Annotated in this window: 19 protein-coding genes; 6 read left to right on the top strand and 13 right to left on the bottom strand. The window is 72.3% G+C overall.

Annotated elements, in window-relative coordinates; translation table 11 throughout:
• Positions 1-38: 38 nt before the first annotated feature.
• Positions 39-749, top strand: coding sequence for a hypothetical protein (locus AQI88_RS31665; protein WP_067005723.1), 711 nt, complete (start codon positions 39-41; stop codon positions 747-749).
• On the opposite strand, the gene AQI88_RS31660 is transcribed toward AQI88_RS31665, so the two are convergent.
• The gene (locus tag AQI88_RS31660; RefSeq protein ID WP_067005721.1) at positions 746-1,216 is read right to left on the bottom strand and encodes a winged helix-turn-helix transcriptional regulator; all 471 of its coding nucleotides are present in this window, start codon (positions 1,214-1,216) and stop codon (positions 746-748) included. The genes AQI88_RS31665 and AQI88_RS31660 overlap by 4 nt on opposite strands.
• A gap of 130 nt (positions 1,217-1,346) precedes the next feature.
• Between AQI88_RS31660 and AQI88_RS31655 the strand changes: the two genes are divergently transcribed.
• Positions 1,347-2,516 carry a thiolase family protein gene (locus AQI88_RS31655; protein WP_067005719.1) on the top strand — a complete coding sequence of 390 codons (1,170 nt, stop codon included), beginning with the start codon at positions 1,347-1,349 and terminating at the stop codon, positions 2,514-2,516.
• A gap of 15 nt (positions 2,517-2,531) precedes the next feature.
• On the opposite strand, the gene AQI88_RS31650 is transcribed toward AQI88_RS31655, so the two are convergent.
• The 3 genes from AQI88_RS31650 to AQI88_RS31645 form a co-directional block, all read right to left on the bottom strand.
• Positions 2,532-3,311 (bottom strand): TVP38/TMEM64 family protein, encoded by a 780-nt coding sequence (locus AQI88_RS31650; RefSeq protein WP_067005717.1) that lies wholly within the window; start codon positions 3,309-3,311, stop codon positions 2,532-2,534.
• A 56-nt stretch (positions 3,312-3,367) separates the two neighbouring features.
• Positions 3,368-3,502 (bottom strand): hypothetical protein, encoded by a 135-nt coding sequence (locus AQI88_RS48620; protein ID WP_279616586.1) that lies wholly within the window; start codon positions 3,500-3,502, stop codon positions 3,368-3,370.
• A gap of 98 nt (positions 3,503-3,600) precedes the next feature.
• Entirely contained in the window at positions 3,601-4,224 is a 624-nt protein-coding gene (locus tag AQI88_RS31645; RefSeq protein ID WP_067005715.1) for a DUF4291 domain-containing protein, read from the bottom strand.
• Positions 4,225-4,315: 91 nt separating this feature from the next.
• Here AQI88_RS31645 and AQI88_RS31640 point away from each other — a divergent pair, with 91 nt between their 5' ends.
• On the top strand, positions 4,316-4,798 hold the full coding sequence (locus AQI88_RS31640) for a nuclear transport factor 2 family protein (RefSeq protein WP_067005713.1): 483 nt from the start codon (positions 4,316-4,318) through the stop codon (positions 4,796-4,798).
• Positions 4,799-4,881: 83 nt separating this feature from the next.
• On the top strand, positions 4,882-6,441 hold the full coding sequence (gene lnt, locus AQI88_RS31635; protein ID WP_067005711.1) for an apolipoprotein N-acyltransferase: 1,560 nt from the start codon (positions 4,882-4,884) through the stop codon (positions 6,439-6,441).
• Here the strand turns inward: lnt and AQI88_RS31630 are convergent.
• Entirely contained in the window at positions 6,365-7,270 is a 906-nt protein-coding gene (locus AQI88_RS31630; RefSeq protein ID WP_067005709.1) for a Gfo/Idh/MocA family protein, read from the bottom strand. The two genes, lnt and AQI88_RS31630, sit on opposite strands and share 77 nt — an antisense overlap.
• A gap of 10 nt (positions 7,271-7,280) precedes the next feature.
• Positions 7,281-8,456 carry an FAD-dependent monooxygenase gene (locus AQI88_RS31625; protein WP_067005707.1) on the bottom strand — a complete coding sequence of 392 codons (1,176 nt, stop codon included), beginning with the start codon at positions 8,454-8,456 and terminating at the stop codon, positions 7,281-7,283.
• A 122-nt stretch (positions 8,457-8,578) separates the two neighbouring features.
• Between AQI88_RS31625 and AQI88_RS31620 the strand changes: the two genes are divergently transcribed.
• Complete coding sequence (locus tag AQI88_RS31620; protein WP_067005705.1) at positions 8,579-9,169, top strand: TetR/AcrR family transcriptional regulator; 591 nt, start codon at positions 8,579-8,581, stop codon at positions 9,167-9,169.
• Positions 9,170-9,305: 136 nt separating this feature from the next.
• Positions 9,306-9,800 (top strand): hypothetical protein, encoded by a 495-nt coding sequence (locus AQI88_RS31615; protein WP_067005703.1) that lies wholly within the window; start codon positions 9,306-9,308, stop codon positions 9,798-9,800.
• A 24-nt stretch (positions 9,801-9,824) separates the two neighbouring features.
• On the opposite strand, the gene AQI88_RS31610 is transcribed toward AQI88_RS31615, so the two are convergent.
• The 7 genes from AQI88_RS31610 to AQI88_RS31580 all read right to left on the bottom strand — a co-directional run bounded on the left by AQI88_RS31610 (position 9,825) and on the right by AQI88_RS31580 (position 15,940).
• On the bottom strand, positions 9,825-10,346 hold the full coding sequence (locus tag AQI88_RS31610; protein WP_067005857.1) for a hypothetical protein: 522 nt from the start codon (positions 10,344-10,346) through the stop codon (positions 9,825-9,827).
• A 113-nt stretch (positions 10,347-10,459) separates the two neighbouring features.
• Entirely contained in the window at positions 10,460-11,143 is a 684-nt protein-coding gene (gene ung / locus AQI88_RS31605; RefSeq protein WP_067005701.1) for a uracil-DNA glycosylase, read from the bottom strand.
• Positions 11,144-11,241: 98 nt separating this feature from the next.
• Positions 11,242-12,819: an ABC transporter substrate-binding protein gene (locus AQI88_RS31600; protein WP_067005699.1), complete on the bottom strand. Its 1,578-nt coding sequence runs from the start codon at positions 12,817-12,819 to the stop codon at positions 11,242-11,244.
• A gap of 202 nt (positions 12,820-13,021) precedes the next feature.
• The gene (locus AQI88_RS31595; RefSeq protein WP_067005697.1) at positions 13,022-13,786 is read right to left on the bottom strand and encodes an SDR family oxidoreductase; all 765 of its coding nucleotides are present in this window, start codon (positions 13,784-13,786) and stop codon (positions 13,022-13,024) included.
• 36 nt (positions 13,787-13,822) lie between these two features.
• A complete protein-coding gene (fabG, locus tag AQI88_RS31590; RefSeq protein WP_067005695.1) occupies positions 13,823-14,584 on the bottom strand; it encodes a 3-oxoacyl-ACP reductase FabG in 762 nt (253 codons plus the stop codon).
• Between the two features lie 145 nt (positions 14,585-14,729).
• Positions 14,730-15,179 carry a DUF3037 domain-containing protein gene (locus AQI88_RS31585; RefSeq protein ID WP_067005692.1) on the bottom strand — a complete coding sequence of 150 codons (450 nt, stop codon included), beginning with the start codon at positions 15,177-15,179 and terminating at the stop codon, positions 14,730-14,732.
• Positions 15,176-15,940: a HipA family kinase gene (locus tag AQI88_RS31580; protein WP_067005690.1), complete on the bottom strand. Its 765-nt coding sequence runs from the start codon at positions 15,938-15,940 to the stop codon at positions 15,176-15,178. The genes AQI88_RS31585 and AQI88_RS31580 overlap by 4 nt, the downstream gene beginning before the upstream one ends.
• Between the last annotated feature and the right edge of the window lie 32 nt (positions 15,941-15,972).

The raw sequence follows: 15,972 nt of genomic DNA, 5'->3' as shown, positions 1-15,972 counted from the left end.
CGCGGCGGTGTCGTAGCCACCGGGCAGAATGCGGCCTCATGGCACACCCCACGACCGACTGGTCGCAGCTCACGCACGCCTACGGGACGGCCGACGACATACCCGGACTCTTCGCCCGGCTCGACGGCGGACCGGGCGACGAGCAGGTCTGGCACGCCCTCTGGTCGGCCCTGTGCCACCAGGGCAGCGTCTACAGCGCGAGCTTCGCCGCGCTGCCCCTGCTCACGGACATCGCCACGGGCCGAGCGGCCGGTGCCCGTGACGAGGCGGTCGCGCTCGCGGGCTTCGTCGTCGCCGAGGCCGACCCGCCGGAGCGCTTCCGATACGAGGACCAGATCGCCGAGCTGCTCCCGGTGGCCCACGCGTGTCTGGCGGAGATACCGGCGAACGATCCGAAGGAGTTCGTGTACCACACGCAGTTCCTGCTCGCGTTCGAGGGCGTGCCGTTCTGGTCGCGGGAACTGGAGGTGCTGCTGGAGGAGTTCGAGGCCGAGTGCCCGCAGTGCGGGGCGCTCACCGCCGTACTGGTGGGCGAGTACCTCGACGACTGCGAGGCCGAGCTGCACCCCGCGGACCCTGCCGGCCTGACGGGGATCGGCGCCCGGCTGCACGCGATGGCCGTCGGCGCCGGGCAGGAGGCGGTGGCCGAGTGGGTGGCCCGGCTCTTCGGCCGGGTGAGGTGCCCGGAGTGCGAGACGCTGTTCGGCCTCGCGGAGAGTGCCGCCGGCGCCGAGGGGGGCAGGGCCTAGGCGGCCGTCGGACCGGCGACCGTCCAGCCGGGGGCCTGCGGGTGGGCCGTCAGGTCCTCGTGGTGGACGGGCTCGCCGCAGGCCTGGCAGGTGACCTGCGGGACCAGTTCGTTGCCGCAGCTGTGCTCGATGACCATGGGGAGGTCGGCGCCCTTGCGGAGATGGCGGTCACCCCACTCCTTGAGGGTCATCAGGACCGGCTCCAGCTCCAGCCCGGCCGGTGTGGGCCGGTACTCGAAGCGCTGCGGGCGCTCGCTGTAGGCGCGCTTGGTGAGGATCCCGGCGTCCACGAGCCGGCGCAGCCGGGTGGCCAGGATGTCGCGCGGGGCGCCGATGTTGCGCACCAGCTGGTCGAAGCGGCCGTTGCCCAGGCACACCTCCCGCAGGACGAGCAGGGAGTACTTCTCGCCGACCAGGGCGAGGGCGTCGGCGATGGAGCAGGGGCGCGGGTCTTTCGTGGCGGCCATGGTGGTCAGTCTAGATGAGGGTTTGATTTTCCAACCCGGCGAGCTATGGTGAGTTTGGATTTCCTACTCACTGGTAGCTCCCGCTCTCTTTCCCTGTGCGGGTAGCCGGGCGGCCAAGGAGGCCCGCACCATGCGCGACGCAGTCATCGTCGAAGCCGTACGCACCCCCATCGGCAAGGGCAGGCCGAACGGCTCCCTCGCCCACGTCCACCCCGTGCAGCTCCTCTCCCACACCCTGCGCACCCTGGTCGAGCGCTCCGGCGTCGACCCGGAGCTGATCGACGACGTCATCGGCGGCACCGTCGACCAGGTCGGCGAGCAGGCCATGAACACCACCCGCTACGCCGCCCTCGCGGCCGGCCTCCCCGAGACGGTCCCGGCGACCACGGTCGACCGCCAGTGCGGCTCCTCCCAGCAGGCCGTGCACTTCGCCGCGCAGGGCGTCATCGCGGGCGCGTACGACCTCGTCGTCGCCTGCGGGGTGGAGTCCATGAGCCGGGTGCCGATGTGGTCCAACGTGCCCGCCGGGAAGGACCCGTTCGGCCCGGGCGTCGCCGAACGCTACCCGGAGGGCCTGGTCCCGCAGGGCATCAGCGCCGAACTCATCGCCGCCAAGTGGTCCCTCACGCGCGCGCGGATGGACGAGTTCGCCGTCTCCTCGCACCACAAGGCCGCCGCCGCGTGGCAGGCGGGGCGCTTCGACGCCGAGGTCGCGCCGTTGGACGGCGTCGCCCGCGACGAGTGCGTACGGCCCGGCAGCACCCCGGAGATCCTCGCCGGCCTCAAGCCCGCGTACTACGACCCCGCGTTCGCCGAACGCTTCCCGCAGATCGAGTGGAACGTCACCGCGGGCAACGCGAGCCCCATCAACGACGGCGCCTCGGCCGTCCTGATCACCTCCAGCGAGACCGCGGCCCGCCTCGGCCTGCGCCCGCTGGCCCGCCTGCACAGCTTCGCCGTCACCGGCTCCGATCCGCTGCTGATGCTCACCGGCGTGATCCCGGCCACCGAGAAGGTGCTGCGCCGGGCGGGCCTGACCCTCGGCGACATGGACCTCTTCGAGATCAACGAGGCCTTCTCCAGCGTGGTCCTGGCCTGGCAGCAGGAGACCGGCGCGGACCTCGACAAGGTCAACGTGCACGGCGGTGCCATCGCCCTCGGCCATCCGCTCGGCGCCAGCGGCACCCGCCTGACCACCACCCTGGTCCACGCGATGCGCGAGCGCGGCGCCCGTTACGCCCTGCAGACCATGTGCGAGGCGGGCGGACTCGCCAACGCGATGATCTTGGAAGGGGTCTGACGGATCACCGGCTGATCAGCGGCCGCGCAGGTGGTGGCGCTTGCGCCAGGCCACCACCGTGCCCGCCAGCGCCGGTACGGCGATGGTGGCCATCGCGATCAGGAAGGCCGGCGAGGTCGGCGCCGAGGCACGGGCGCCGGCGACCGCGTAGGCGGCCGTGTTGGGGATCGAGCCGAGCGCCGTGGCCAGCAGGAACGGCAGCCAGCCCATGCGGGAGACGGCGGCACAGTAGTTCGCCGCCCAGAACGGCACACCCGGGAAGAGCCGGGCCACCAGCATCGAACGGAACCCGTGCCGGCTGAGCTGCCCGTCGGCCGCCTTCAGCCAGCGTCCCCGCAGCAGCGGCCGCAGCGCGTCCTGCCCGAGCAGCCGGCCGAGACCGAAGGCCACCCCGGCCCCGAGCACCGTGCCCGCCAGTGCCGTCCCCAGCCCGAGCTGGGAGCCGAACAGCGCCCCCGCCGCCAGGTTCAGCAGCGGGCGCGGCACGAACGCCACCGTGCACAGCCCGTACGCCACCGCGAACACGACGGCTGCCGCGGCCCCGCCGAGCTGCGGCGGCCAGCCGTGCGTCAGCAGCCGCTGCGGCTCGAACATCAACACGCACGCCGCGGCGCCCGCGAGCAACGCGAGCAGCAGGGACAGCCGCGCGTACGGCGACAGCACCGCGCGCGTGCACCGGGCGGCGAGCCCCGCACGAGGCAGGGGCGGGACGGGGACGGCCGCGAGGACGGCGAGCTCCGTGGCGGCGGCCCGGGGAGCGGCTGTGGCGGTGCCAGAGCGGTTGGCATCGAGCATCCGGTGACCCTAACCGACCCGTGTGTGTGATCGTCGTATGGTTCGTCTCACGACCGTCACAGGGTGCCGGGCACCCCGGGCTGTCCCAGATCGGCGAAATCGCGCACGGGGGCCGTTCCTGACCGCACCACCCAGATGCCGCTGTGCGCGGGGGCTTCTTCCGAGCGGGCCTTGAGATCTTCGGCGTCCACCCCAGGAGGCCACTGAGTTCCCGCACGTGGAGAGCTGGCGAGATCGTGAACTCCCGGACGAAAGTGGGGCCCGGGAGGCGCGCCCGGGACCGGCAGGCCTACGCCCGCAGGTGCGCGAGCACCTCGTCGGCCATGGGGTACGGCCGCTCCTCGGGCAGCAGCTGCGCCGCCCGGTCGAGGTCGCCGGCCCGGACCAGCGCGTGCATCTGTGTCGCCAGCGGCGTCACGTCCTCGATGCCGACGATCCACTCGTCGGCGTACCGGGCGGCCGCCTCGCCCGCGAGGCCGAGCTGGAGCGAGCGGTGCGGCAGCGGGTTGAGGTGCAGATCCCGCTCAGGGTCCCACTGGACGCGGGCCGGGGCCTGCCTCAACTCCCTCTTCCAGGCGGCCTGGTTCTCGTGCAGGCCGGGCGCGTAGTGCGACAGGCAGGCGTTCCGCAGGGCCCACTCGAAGCCGTCGCGACCGATCTCGACGGCGAGGACCGTCTCCTGGCCCTCCTTGGTGCCCCAGCCGCAGCGGTACATCATCCACAGGAAGGACGGCTTGATCCAGGTCATCCGCTCCCGCTTCCAGGAGGCCGGGAAGCGGCCGGTGCGGGCCGCCGGGCCGCCGATCTCCGGGCGGTAGGCCTGGTAGACGGTGACGGTGGACTCGGTGTGGCGGGCCCGGACACGGAACTTCGGCTCGACTTCGTACGACGGTTCGACTGATTGATCGTTCACAAGGACAGGTTCGGCTGCCGGTCACGTCCCGCACCACCGAATATCCGGCGCGCCTCTTGGCACCTGGCCCCCGGTGTCCAACACTGTGCCGATGACGCAGCGTGTGGAGCTCGCGACCGTAATGGACCGGCTGGCCGTGGACGAGTTGGTCACCGAGTACGCCGGGGCGGTGGACGACGGTGACTGGACGGCGTACCGGGGACTGTTCACGGCGGACGGGCGGGCCGACTACCGTTCCGCCGGCGGCATCGAGGGCGAGGCCGGCCGGGTGGCCGGGTGGCTGGCCGAGAGCCTTCGGCTGTTCGCGATGCGGCAGCATCTGATCGTCAACCGCCGGCTGCGTTTCGGGATCCTGGAGCACGACACCGGGGACACCGCCCGGGTGCGGGCCGACTACATCAACCCGATGCGGTTCGCGGGCGCCGACGGCTCAGGTGCCCCGGACCTGGTGTGCGGCGGCCGGTACGACTTCGGGCTGCTGCGCACGACGGAGGGCTGGCGGCTGCGCGAGGTCGTCGTGCAGGAGAAGTGGCGCCGGATGCCGGACCGCAGCCCGGCGGCCGTGCCCGAGTGAGCCGCTGAGCCGCTCCGGTGCCCTCTGTCGGAGATCGCTTCCGGCGCGCACACTGGAGGCAGCCCCGGGTAGGGAGACTCCGTATGAGGACGATCGACCGCTGGCTGACCTCCCCCTGGCGGCGCTCCTGCGTCGTCGCCGTTGCGGGCACCCTGCCCGTTTTCGCGTTCCCTGCTCCTTCGCTGTGGTGGTTCGCGTACGTCGCGCTGGTGCCGTGGATCCTGCTGGCCCGCTCGGCGCCGACCGGGCGGCGGGCCGCGTACGACGGCTGGTGCGGCGGGTTCGGGTTCATGGTGGCCGTGCACCACTGGCTGCTGCCGAGCCTGCACGTCTTCATCTTCCTGATAGCCGGGCTGCTGAGCCTGCTCTGGGCGCCCTGGGGCTGGCTGGTCCGCCGGTTCCTGGGCGGGGTGTCCTCGCCGGGGCGGGGCGCGGCCGCGCTGCTGGTGCTGCCGTCGGCGTGGCTGGCGGTGGAGCTGGTCCGCTCCTGGCAGGGCCTCGGAGGACCCTGGGGCATGCTCGGCTCCAGCCAGTGGCAGGTGGGCCCGGCGCTACGGCTGGCCTCGGTGGGCGGGGTGTGGCTGCTCAGCTTCCTGGTGGTGGCCGTCAACGTGGCGGCGGCGGTGCTGATATCCGTGCGCGAGGCCCGGGTGCCGGCCGTGGCCTCGCTGCTCGCCACGGCCACGGCGACCTCGGCGGCCTGGGTGTGGTCGCCCCGCCCGGAGGTGGACGGACAGGTCCGGATCGCCGTCGTACAGCCCGGCGTGATGGACGGCGGCGACCGGCGCTTCGACCACGAGGAGCAGCTGACCCGGCGGCTCGTCGGGCAGCACGTCGACCTGATCGTCTGGGGCGAGAGCAGCGTCGGCTTCGACCTGGGCGACCGGCCCGACCTGGCACGGCGGATCGCGGTACTGTCCCGGCAGACCGGCGCGGACATCCTGGTCAACGTGGACGCCCGGCGCTCCGACCGGCGCGGGATCTACAAGAGTTCGGTCCTCATCGGACCGGGCGGCCCCACCGGTGACCGGTACGACAAGATGCGCCTCGTCCCCTTCGGGGAGTACGTTCCGGCGCGCTCCGTGCTCGGCTGGGCCACCTCCGTCGGCAAGGCGGCGGGCGAGGACCGACGGCGCGGCACCGAGCAGGTCGTGATGAACGTGGGGCACGGGCTGCGTGTCGGCCCGATGATCTGCTTCGAGACCGCGTTCCCCGACATGAGCCGGCACCTCGCGCAGGACGGCGCCGACGTGCTGCTCGGCCAGTCGGCCACCTCGACCTTCCAGGGCAGCTGGGCCCCGGAGCAGCACGCCTCGCTGGCCGCGCTGCGCGCCGCCGAGACCGGCCGCCCGATGGTGCACGCGACCCTGACCGGCGTCTCCGCCGTCTACGGCCCGGGCGGGCAGCGCCTCGGCCCGTGGCTCGGCACCGACGCGAGCACCGCCCGCGTGTACGACGTACCACTGGCGCACGGCGTCACCCCGTACGTCCGCTACGGCGACTGGCCGGTGCACGGCGCCCTGCTGGTGCTGGCCGCCCTGAGCGTGACCGAGGGGGTGCGGGTGCTCAGGCTGCGCCGGACGCAACCGCTCGTACCACCCGCTCGCACAGTTCATGCGTCGCCAGTGCGTCCCGGGCGCTGAGCACCTTGCCCGCGCGCACGGCGTCGAGGAAGGCGAGGACCGCCTGCTCGATGCCGCGCTGCCGGGCCACCGGCACCCAGTCGCCGCGCCGGCGCACCGTCGGCTGTCCCTTGTGGTCGATCACCTCGGCCAGATTGAGCACCTGGCGCTTGGTGTCCTGACCGGAGACCTCCAGGATCTCCTCGGTCGAGCCGCTGAGCCGGTTCATCACGCCGAGGGCGGTGAAGCCGTCCCCGGCCAGCTGGAGCACGACGTGGTGGAGCAGCCCGCCCTCGGTACGGGCGCGCACGGTCACGTCGTCGACCGGGCCCGGCACCAGGAACCGCAGCGTGTCGGCGACGTGGACGAAGTCGTCCAGGATCATCGAGCGCGCTTCCTCGGGCACTCCGACCCGGTTCTTCTGCATGAGGATCAGCTCGCGGGGATGGTCCAGGCACTGCGCGTAGGAGGGGGCGTAGCGCCGGTTGAAGCCGACGAAGAGCGAGACCTCGCGCTGCTCGGCGAGGGCCACGAGCCGTTCGGAGTCGGCGAGTCGGTAGGCGAGCGGCTTGTCGACGTACGTGGGCACGCCCGCTTCCAGCAGCCGGGTGACGATCTCCGGGTGGACGGTGGTGGGCGCGTGCACGAAGGCCGCGTCGAGTCCCGCGGCGAGCAGGGAGTCCAGGGTCGTGTGCCGCCGGTCTGCCGGCAGGTGGAGCGAGTCCGCGACCCGGGCGAGGGTCTCGGGCGTGCGGGTCTGGAGATGGAGCTCGATCTCCGGCTGCGTGCCCAGTACCGGCAGGTACGCCTTCTGCGCGATGTCCCCGAGTCCGATGCAGCCGACCTTCACGAGCTCACCCCTACCGGTTGCCTGCGTGCGCCTGCTCGGAAGCATACGGGGGCCGCCAGTCGGCGATGCCGTCGAAGCTCCGCAGGAACAGTGCCGGTCCGGCCTTGGACAGCGCGGCGATCGCGGTGTTGCGTACGGCGACGACGGCGCGGCTCCGGGCCATGTTGAGGCGGGCCACCCTGACGGCCTGGCGGGCGATCGCGCTCGTCCGCGGAAGCCGGGCGGCGGTGTAACCGGCCAGGTCATGGCTGTGGTGCGCGAGGACGACCGCGTCCTCGACGGCCTGGTTGCCGCCCTGGCCCAGGGTCGGCGGCATGGCGTGGGCGGCGTCGCCGAGGAGGGCGACCCGGCCGAGGTGGTAGGCGGGCAGGGGCTCGGCGATGTGGTGGACGTCGTGGCGCAGCACGTCCTCGGGGCGGGCGGCGGCGATGACGGCGGGGATCGGGTCGTGCCAGTTTCCGAACCGGCGCCGCAGTTCGGCCTTCTCGTCGTCGGGGGCGCGCTCCCCGGGCGGGGTCATGGCGGCCGCGTAGGCGTAGACCCGGCCGTCCTTGAGCGGGTGCGTGCCCCAGATGCGCCCCCGGCCCCAGGTCTCGTGCGAGGCGAACTCCGCACCGGGCACCGGGATCAGGACCCGCCAGGTGGTGAACCCGGCATGGACCGGCCCTGGGTGGGCGGGGAACAGCACGCTGCGGACACGGGAGTTGATGCCGTCCGCGCCGACCACCAGGTCGGCCTGGAGTTCCTCGGCGCCGCAGGTCACCCGGGCCGGGCGGGTGCCGTCCCCGGGGTCGGCGAGGGTCGCGGCGGCCGCCGTGCGGACGGCGCCGGGCGGCAGCAGGGCGGCGAGGCGGTCGACGAGGGCGGTCCGGGGCAGCAGGACCAGCGGGCCGCCGAAGCGGGCGGCCGCGGCCTCGGCGTTCGATCGGGACAGCCAGCGCCCGCCGGGGGTGCGCAGGCCCCCGTCGCCCTGCCAGGCGGCCAGGTCGCGGATCTCGTCGCCGACGCCGAGGACGTCCAGGGCGCGCAGCGCGTTCGGGGCGAGCGAGATGGCCGCGCCCACCGGCTCCAGCGAAGGCGCCCGCTCCAGCACGGTGACGTGCCAGCCGCGCCGGTGCAGGGCCGCGGCCGCGGCCAGGCCTCCGATCCCGCCGCCGATGACGATCGCGCGCGCCGACTGTGCCATGGCTCCTCCTGAAGACCGCATCTACGACTACGACGGTGACTACATCTGTGACTACATCCGTGACTACATCTGTAGTGAGCGCGACTTTACTACAGCCGTAGTGAGACGGGTAGGGTCGGCCCATGTCCGTACGCACCCCCCACAAGGCCCGCGCCGATCTCGTGGCCGACGCCGCCCTCGCCCTGCTCGCCGAGCGCGGGATGCGCGGGCTGACCCACCGGGCGGTGGACGAGGCGGCCGGGCTGCCGCAGGGCTCGACGTCGAACGTGGCGCGCACCCGGCAGGCGCTGCTCGAACTCGCGGTGCGGCGGCACGCCGAGCGGGAGGCGCGGGTGCTCGCAGTGGCGGAGATGCCGGACCCGCACGGCGGGCCCGACGCGCTGGCCGAGGGGCTGGCCCTGGCGGTCCACCGCTCCCTGACCCAGGGGCGCGACCTGCTCATCGCCCGCTACGAACTGGCCCTGGAGTCCACCCGCCGCCCCGAGCTGCGGGCCTTCTACGACGCGACCGGCGCCGTCTTCAAGGAGCAGCTGGCCGCGCTGCTCACCGCCGTCGGCTCGACGGATCCGGCCCGGCACGTGCTGTCGCTGGTCGCCTGGGCGGACGGGCTGATGTTCTCCTGCACGGCCGGTTCCTTCAGCGCCGAGGCGCCGAGTCTGGAGGAGGTGCGCAGGGGGTTGCGGGAGCTGCTGGCGGGGATGCTCGGCGCCTGAAACACCGCAGGTGGCCTCCGTACGTCACCCTCGGCGCACGAAATCCATCCGCAGGGGGCACGAGATCACCCGTACGAGGGTGTCCGCCTCCGGCGGACGGTGCCAAGGCGGCTGCCGACCCAGCAGAGTTGCCCGGGTGTATCGAACGACGACCACCGCAGCGCTTCTGGTCACCGTGGCCGTCTCGGCCCTCGCCGGCTGTGTGACGGTGCAGCACACGGCGGCTCCCGGTGGCCCGCCGGACAATGCGCCCTCGCGGCCCGCGGCACCCCGGCCGGACGGCAGTGCGCAGCCGCGGGTGGTGCAGGCCCCGGCCCGGGAGGCACTGGAGATGGTCGGCCCGTCCCCGCACCCGGAACACACCACGCCGGCCGACCCGCACCGGGCGGCCCCGCCTCCGGCGGCACCGCCGGCACCGCCGGCCGCACACCGCCCGCCGTCCCCGCCCGCTGCCGCCCACCATCACCCCCGGCCGCACCCGGACCACCCCCGGCGGCCACGGGTCCACGTGCCGAACGTGCCGCCGCCGGCCTCGAAGGCCACGGACGTATGCGCTCTCGGCAGGAAGTACGGCGGCTGGCGGAAGGACAGCCCCGAGGCGGTGATCTGCGAGGGGACGTACGGGCATTGACCCGGCCGCAGGAACGCAGGCCCGCTACGGGGTGGGCCGCTGCCGCGGCGGTCCCCATCCCTCGCCGTCCGAGGCGCCGTCCTCCGCCAGCCGCAGCTCCAGGCGGCTGATCGCCGCCCGCACCCCGGCGCCGTAACCGTCGTCGGCGAGCGCGGCGGCCGCACGGCGGGCCCGGGTCAGGTGGATGCGGGCGGCCTCGGAGCGGCCCAGCTTCAGATAGTCGGCCGCGAGGTTGAGATGCAGGGAGGGGTAGAAGCCGCTGACGGCCGACGGGTCCGCCCCGGACCGCCCGGCCGCCAGCTCCTCCGCCGCCGACAACGCCCGGAGATCCCAGGCCAGTTCGTCCGCCGGGTCGTCCTGGGTGTCGGCCAGGTAGTGCGCCAGCGTGCAGCGGTGCAGCGGGTCCCCGGCCTCGCCCATCTCCGCCCACAGTTCCAGGAAGCGGCGCCGGGCCTCCTCGCGGTCACCGCCGTGATGCAACATCACGACCTGCCCGATCCGCGTCAGCACGGCATCCGGCACCGCCTGCTCCTGTCGCTCCGCCACCGCGTCCTCCGGGCCGTCGTCGGCTCTCTCGTCAGCCGTCTGCACCGACGCTAGCCGCACGCACCGGCAATCCCGGGCAGGCGGCCCCGTACGACACGGGGCCGCGGTGAGGATCAGCCCAGGTTGGGGATCCGCCAGTCGACGGACTCGTGGCCCTGGCGGGCGATCGCCTCGTTGATCTGCGTGAACGGGCGGGAGCCGAAGAACTTCTTCGCGGACAGCGGAGAGGGGTGCGCGCCCTTGACCACGACGTGCCGGGTCTCGTCGATCAGCGGGAGCTTCTTCTGCGCGTAGTTGCCCCACAGCACGAAGACCGCCGGGTCGGGCCGGCCGGCCACCGCGCGGATGACGGCGTCGGTGAACTTCTCCCAGCCCTTGCCCTTGTGCGAGTTGGCCTCGGCGGACCGGACGGTGAGGACCGCGTTGAGCAGCAGCACGCCCTGCTCGGCCCACGGCATCAGATAGCCGTTGTCCGGGACGGGCAGGCCCAGCTCCTCCTGCATCTCCTTGTAGATGTTCCGGAGGGAGGGCGGGGTCTTCACGCCCGGGCGGACGGAGAAGCACAGGCCGTGGCCCTGGCCCTCGCCGTGGTACGGGTCCTGGCCGAGGACGAGGACCTTGACCTTCTCGTACGGCGTCGCCGCCAGCGCGGCGAAGACCTCCTCGCGCGGCGGATAGACGGGACCCTTCGCCCGCTCCTCCTCGACGAACTCGGTCAGCTCCTTGAAGTAGGGCTGCTGCAGCTCGTCACCCAGAACCCCGCGCCAGGACTCGGGCAGCATGGCGATGTCGGTCACGTCAACGTCCTCACGGTATCGATCAACTACGGCGTGCGGTCACTTCCAGGTTCCAGAACCTACAGGCGACCACTGACAACCGGTGCCGCGATCCCATGTCACCAACTGGTCTTGCGGTGCAGCTCCCACATCATCATGATCGTCGACGGGTCGAGGGCCCGCTCACCGCCCGAGATGTCGTCGCTGGCCGCCACGTACTGCCGGCCCTGCCACAGCGGGAGCAGCCGGGCGTCGTTCACCATGATCTGCTGGGCCGCCTCCAGGTCCTGGACCACCTTGGCCCGGTCGCTCTGGCTGCGCGAGCGGGGCAGCAGCACCGAGGTGATCTCCTTGGACGGATACGGCGTGCCGAGCGCGTTGCGATCGCCGACGAACGGGGCGATGAAGTTGTCCGCGTCGGGGAAGTCCGGGAACCAGCCGCGGCCGAACACCGGGTACTCGCCCTTCTGGTAGCCGACCACATAGCTCTTCCAGGGGCGGCTCTTGAGGGTGATCGTGAACAGGCCGGAGGCCTCCAGCTCCTGCTTCAGCTCCCGGAACATCAGGGCCGTCTCGGAGCCGTAGCGGTCGGTGGTGTACCAGAAGGTGAGTGGTACGGGTCGGGTGATGCCCGCGTCCGCGAGGATCTTGTGGGCCTTGGAGACGCTCGGGTCCCCGAAGTCGTCGAAGAACGAGGTGGTGTGGCCGGTGAGGCCCTTGGGGACCATGGAGTACAGCGGATCCACGGTGTCCTTGTAGACCTTGTGCGCGATCGCGCCCCGGTCGACGACCTGGGCGACGGCCTTGCGGACGGCCGGCTGCTTGGCCCACGGGTCCTTGGGGTTGAACACCAGGTAGCTGATGTCCGTGCCCGCGCCGTCCACCAGCTGCAGGTCGGAGGTGCCGTGCTGTTGCAGGGTGATGATGTCGTCGGCGGCCAGGCCGCGGTAGGTGACGTCGATCTGCTTGTCGCGCAGCGCCTTGACCATGCTGGCCGAGTCCTGGAAGTAGCGGATGGTCACCGCGTCGTTCTGCCGCTGGGCGAAGCCCTCGTAGTGGTCGTTGCGGACCAGGACGGCCTGCTTGTCCTCGTCGTAGGACTGAAGCTTGTACGGCCCGGAGCCGAAGACCTGGCCGTCCTTGCGCAGGGCGTTCGCCGGGTAGTCGTCGGGGTCGACGATCGACATGGCCGGGGTGGCCAGGACGAACGGGAAGGTGGCGTCGGGCTGGTTGAGGTGGAAGATCACCTCGCGGTCGCCGAGCACCTGCACCCGGTCCAGGCTGCCGAGCAGCCCGGCGGGGCCACCGGGGGCGTTGATGGTGCGGATGCGGTCGATGGAGCGCTTGACGGCATCGGCGGTCAGCGGGTCGCCGTCGGCGAACTTCATGCCCGCGCGCAGCTTGCAGCGGAAGGTGCGGCTGGTGGCGTCGGTGAAAGAACAGCTCTGGGCGGCGTCGGGCTGGGGGGTCGTGGCGCCGTTCGGGTAGGCGAGGAGCGTCTGGTAGATGTTGCGGAACAGCTCCCAGGAACCGTCCCAGGCGCCGGCCGGGTCCAGCGTGCTGGGGGCGCTGGTGGTCCCCACGACGATGGGCCCCTTGCTGCCGGAGTCGCCGCCGGACAGCAGACCGCATCCGGCCACCAGGGATATGGACGCGATCGCCGCGACTCTCCGCAGGAATCGGTTCCGGTTGAACACGCGCACGCTCCTCGATCTGCCATACCAAGGGTCGGCAGACCATACCGCAGCGTTCGGCTCTCCGAACCACCCCGGTGCAGTCCTTCTTGATCGATTGTGCTATGACGACGTTGTCATTCCGCCGTGCGGACCCTGTACGGCGTTTCGGGCGCCGTTCCGCTGGGAAACGGCGCCCGAAAGAGACGACCGGGCCGAGCGCGGGTCAGGCGCCCACGCCGGCGTTGAGGAAGATGCCGCCGTCCACGACGAGCGTCTGGCCGGTGACCCAGTCGGACTGCTCGGAGGTGAGGAACGCGGCCGCCCCGCCGATGTCGGCGGGCACGCCGAGCCGGGCGAGCGGGTAGGCGGCGGCCGCCTCCGCCTCCCGGCCCTCGTACAGGGCCTGGGCGAACTTGGTCTTCACGACCCCCGGGGCGATCGCGTTGACCCGCACCTTCGGCGCGAACTCGTGCGCCAGCTGCTGGGTCAGGTTGATCATCGCGGCCTTGCTGACGCCGTAGGCGCCGATGAACGGCGAGGGGGCGAGGCCCGCGATGGAGGCGATGTTGACGATCGCGCCGCCGTTGTCCTTCTGCCAGGCGTGCCAGGTCTTCTGGGCGAAGCCGAGCGCCGAGATCACGTTGGTCTCGAACACCTTGCGAGCGATGTTCAGGTCGAGGTCGGCGATGGGCCCGAAGACCGGGTTGGTGCCCGCGTTGTTGACCAGGAAGTCGACGCGGCCGAAGGCCTCCATGGTGCGCTCGACGGCCTCGGTCTGGTGGTCGAGGTCGTGGGCCTTGCCCGCGATCCCGATGACCCGCTCGGCGCCGAGCTGCTCGACGGCCTCCTTCAGCGCGTCCTCGTTGCGGCCGGTGATGCACACGCGGTCACCGCGGGCGACCAGCGCCTCGGCGACGCCGTAGCCGATGCCGCGGCTCGCGCCCGTGACGAGCGCGACCTTGCCGGAAAGCTCCGGAAGTTCAGTCATGTCCGTGTTCCCCAATGTCCCCTGGTTCCGGATTCCCTAGTTCAGCGGTCCGCCGGCGACGTACAGCACCTGGCCGGAGACGAAGCCGGCCGCCTCGCCGGTGAAGAACGCGATGGCGTTGGCGATGTCCTCGGGCTCGCCGACGCGCTGCACCGGGATCTGGGTGGCGGCGGCCTTCTTGAAGTCGTCGAAGTCCATGCCGACGCGGTCGGAGGTCGCCTTGGTCATCTCGGTGGCGATGAAGCCGGGGGCGACGGCGTTGGCGGTGATGCCGAACTTGCCCAGCTCGATGGCGAGGGTCTTGGTGAAGCCCTGCAGGCCCGCCTTGGCGGCCGAGTAGTTCACCTGGCCGCGGTTGCCGAGGGCCGAGGAGGAGGAGAGGTTGACGATCCGGCCGAAGCCCGCGTCGACCATGTGCTTCTGGACGGCCTTGGTCATCAGGAACGAGCCGCGCAGGTGGACGCTCATGACGGTGTCCCAGTCCGAGACGCTCATCTTGAACAGCAGGTTGTCGCGCAGCACGCCCGCGTTGTTGACCAGGATCGTCGGGGCGCCCAGCTCCGCCGCGATCCGGGCGATGGCCGCCTCGACCTGTGCCTCGTCGGAGACGTCGGCGCCGACCGCGAGGGCCTTGCCGCCGGCCGCGGTGATCTTCTCGACGGTGTCCTTGCAGGCGGCCTCGTCCAGGTCGATCACGGCGACCGCGCGGCCTTCGGCGGCCAGTCGTACGGCGGTGGCGGCGCCGATGCCTCGCGCCGCGCCGGTGACGACCGCGACCCGCTGTTCAGTGGTGGACATTACTGCTTCTCCTCGCCCTTGAGAGAACCTGTCAGACCCTTGAGGGCCTTGCCGTGCGGTGAGCGACCGCTTAGTACCTTCAGCACAGGTGACGCTAGAAGCCCTGGCACCCGGTGTCAACGGGACACCGGAAGGGTGTGATCCATTACCTCACCAGGAGGCCCAGCAGGCGCTCCGTTTCAGCCGCCGGATCGGTGGTCAGGCCGGTGTGCACGGGCCCGGGCTGCACGATGGTCGAGCGGGGCGCGATCAGCCAGCGGAAGCGCCGGCCGACGTCGTCGCGGGCCGCCTGCCCGGCCTCCTCCCCGCCCGCGCACACCCGCTCGACCGCCCCGAGCGCGGCCCGCACCCCGGCCACATCGGCGTCCGGGTCGAGGGCCAGCAGCCGGGCCTCGTCGAGGTGGGTGCGGGCGCCGACGTAGCCCTGAGCGCGGCAGTAGAGGACCACGCCCGCGTTGATGCACTCGCCGCGCTCGACGCGGGGCACGACCCGCAGCAGGGCGTACTCGAACACGTCCCGGCCGCCGCCCTGGCCCGCCCGGGTGATGTGGCGCTCGGCCACATGGCCGGCCATGTGAATGTGGCGCTCGCTCACTTGCCCTCCTCGATGCCGGTGATGCGCTCGGCGATGACGGCCGCCCGGGCGAGCAGCGGCCGCGCATAGGCCCGGCGCAGGTCGTCCGGGGTGTCGAAGCCGGGCTCGTCGGTCAGCCAGGCGTCGGGGATCTCGGCGGTGACCTCCGCGAGGAGGTCCTCGGTGATCCGGGGGGCAAGCTCGGCCGCGGCGGCGGTCACGTCCGGGGCGAACCGGGCGAGGGCGTGGTCGCCGGCGTCGTAGGGGCGGGCCGCGGAGGCCTCGGCGGAGGGCCAGTTGTGGTGCCAGATCATCGTGGCGCCGTGGTCGATGAGCCACAGCGCGCCGCGGTGCACGAGGAGGTTGGGGTTGCGCCAGGAGCGGTCCACGTTGTTGATCAGCGCGTCGAACCAGACGATCCGCCCGGCCTCCGCGGGGCTCACCGGGAAGGCGAGCGGGTCGTAGCCGAGGGCGCCGGAGAGGAAGTCCATGCCGAGGTTGGTGCCGCCGCTGGACCGCAGCAGCTCCTGCACGTGCTGCTCGGGCTCGCCGAGCCCGAGGACGGAGTCCAGCTGGAGGGTGACCAGGCGGGGCATCCGGAATCCGAGCCGGCGGGCGAGCTCGCCGCAGACGACCTCGGCGACGAGTGTCTTGCGGCCCTGTCCGGCGCCGGTGAACTTCATGACGTAGATCCCGAAGTCGTCGGCCTCGACGAGCCCCGGCAGCGAGCCGCCCTCTCGCAGCGGCGTGATGTAGCGGGTCGCGGTGACTTCCTTGAGCATCGACCCAGGTTACTGGCGCGGGAGCGGCGCCC

This window comes from Streptomyces cellostaticus (assembly GCF_001513965.1).
GTDB classification, from domain to species: domain Bacteria; phylum Actinomycetota; class Actinomycetes; order Streptomycetales; family Streptomycetaceae; genus Streptomyces; species Streptomyces cellostaticus.
This window is presented reverse-complemented; position numbering and strand designations above follow the sequence as displayed.

Bases quoted from the DNA above. Each gene is read 5' to 3' on its own strand.
- AQI88_RS31625 (WP_067005707.1), bottom strand. From the start codon at position 8,456: ATGGCACAGTCGGCGCGCGCGATCGTCATCGGCGGCGGGATCGGAGGC.
- AQI88_RS31660 (WP_067005721.1), bottom strand. From the start codon at position 1,216: ATGGCCGCCACGAAAGACCCGCGCCCCTGCTCCATCGCCGACGCCCTC.
- AQI88_RS31580 (WP_067005690.1), bottom strand. From the start codon at position 15,940: ATGCTCAAGGAAGTCACCGCGACCCGCTACATCACGCCGCTGCGAGAG.
- AQI88_RS31640 (WP_067005713.1), top strand. From the start codon at position 4,316: ATGACGCAGCGTGTGGAGCTCGCGACCGTAATGGACCGGCTGGCCGTG.
- AQI88_RS31655 (WP_067005719.1), top strand. From the start codon at position 1,347: ATGCGCGACGCAGTCATCGTCGAAGCCGTACGCACCCCCATCGGCAAG.
- lnt (WP_067005711.1), top strand. From the start codon at position 4,882: ATGAGGACGATCGACCGCTGGCTGACCTCCCCCTGGCGGCGCTCCTGC.
- fabG (WP_067005695.1), bottom strand. From the start codon at position 14,584: ATGTCCACCACTGAACAGCGGGTCGCGGTCGTCACCGGCGCGGCGCGA.
- AQI88_RS31665 (WP_067005723.1), top strand. From the start codon at position 39: ATGGCACACCCCACGACCGACTGGTCGCAGCTCACGCACGCCTACGGG.
- AQI88_RS31650 (WP_067005717.1), bottom strand. From the start codon at position 3,311: ATGCTCGATGCCAACCGCTCTGGCACCGCCACAGCCGCTCCCCGGGCC.
- AQI88_RS31620 (WP_067005705.1), top strand. From the start codon at position 8,579: ATGTCCGTACGCACCCCCCACAAGGCCCGCGCCGATCTCGTGGCCGAC.
- AQI88_RS31595 (WP_067005697.1), bottom strand. From the start codon at position 13,786: ATGACTGAACTTCCGGAGCTTTCCGGCAAGGTCGCGCTCGTCACGGGC.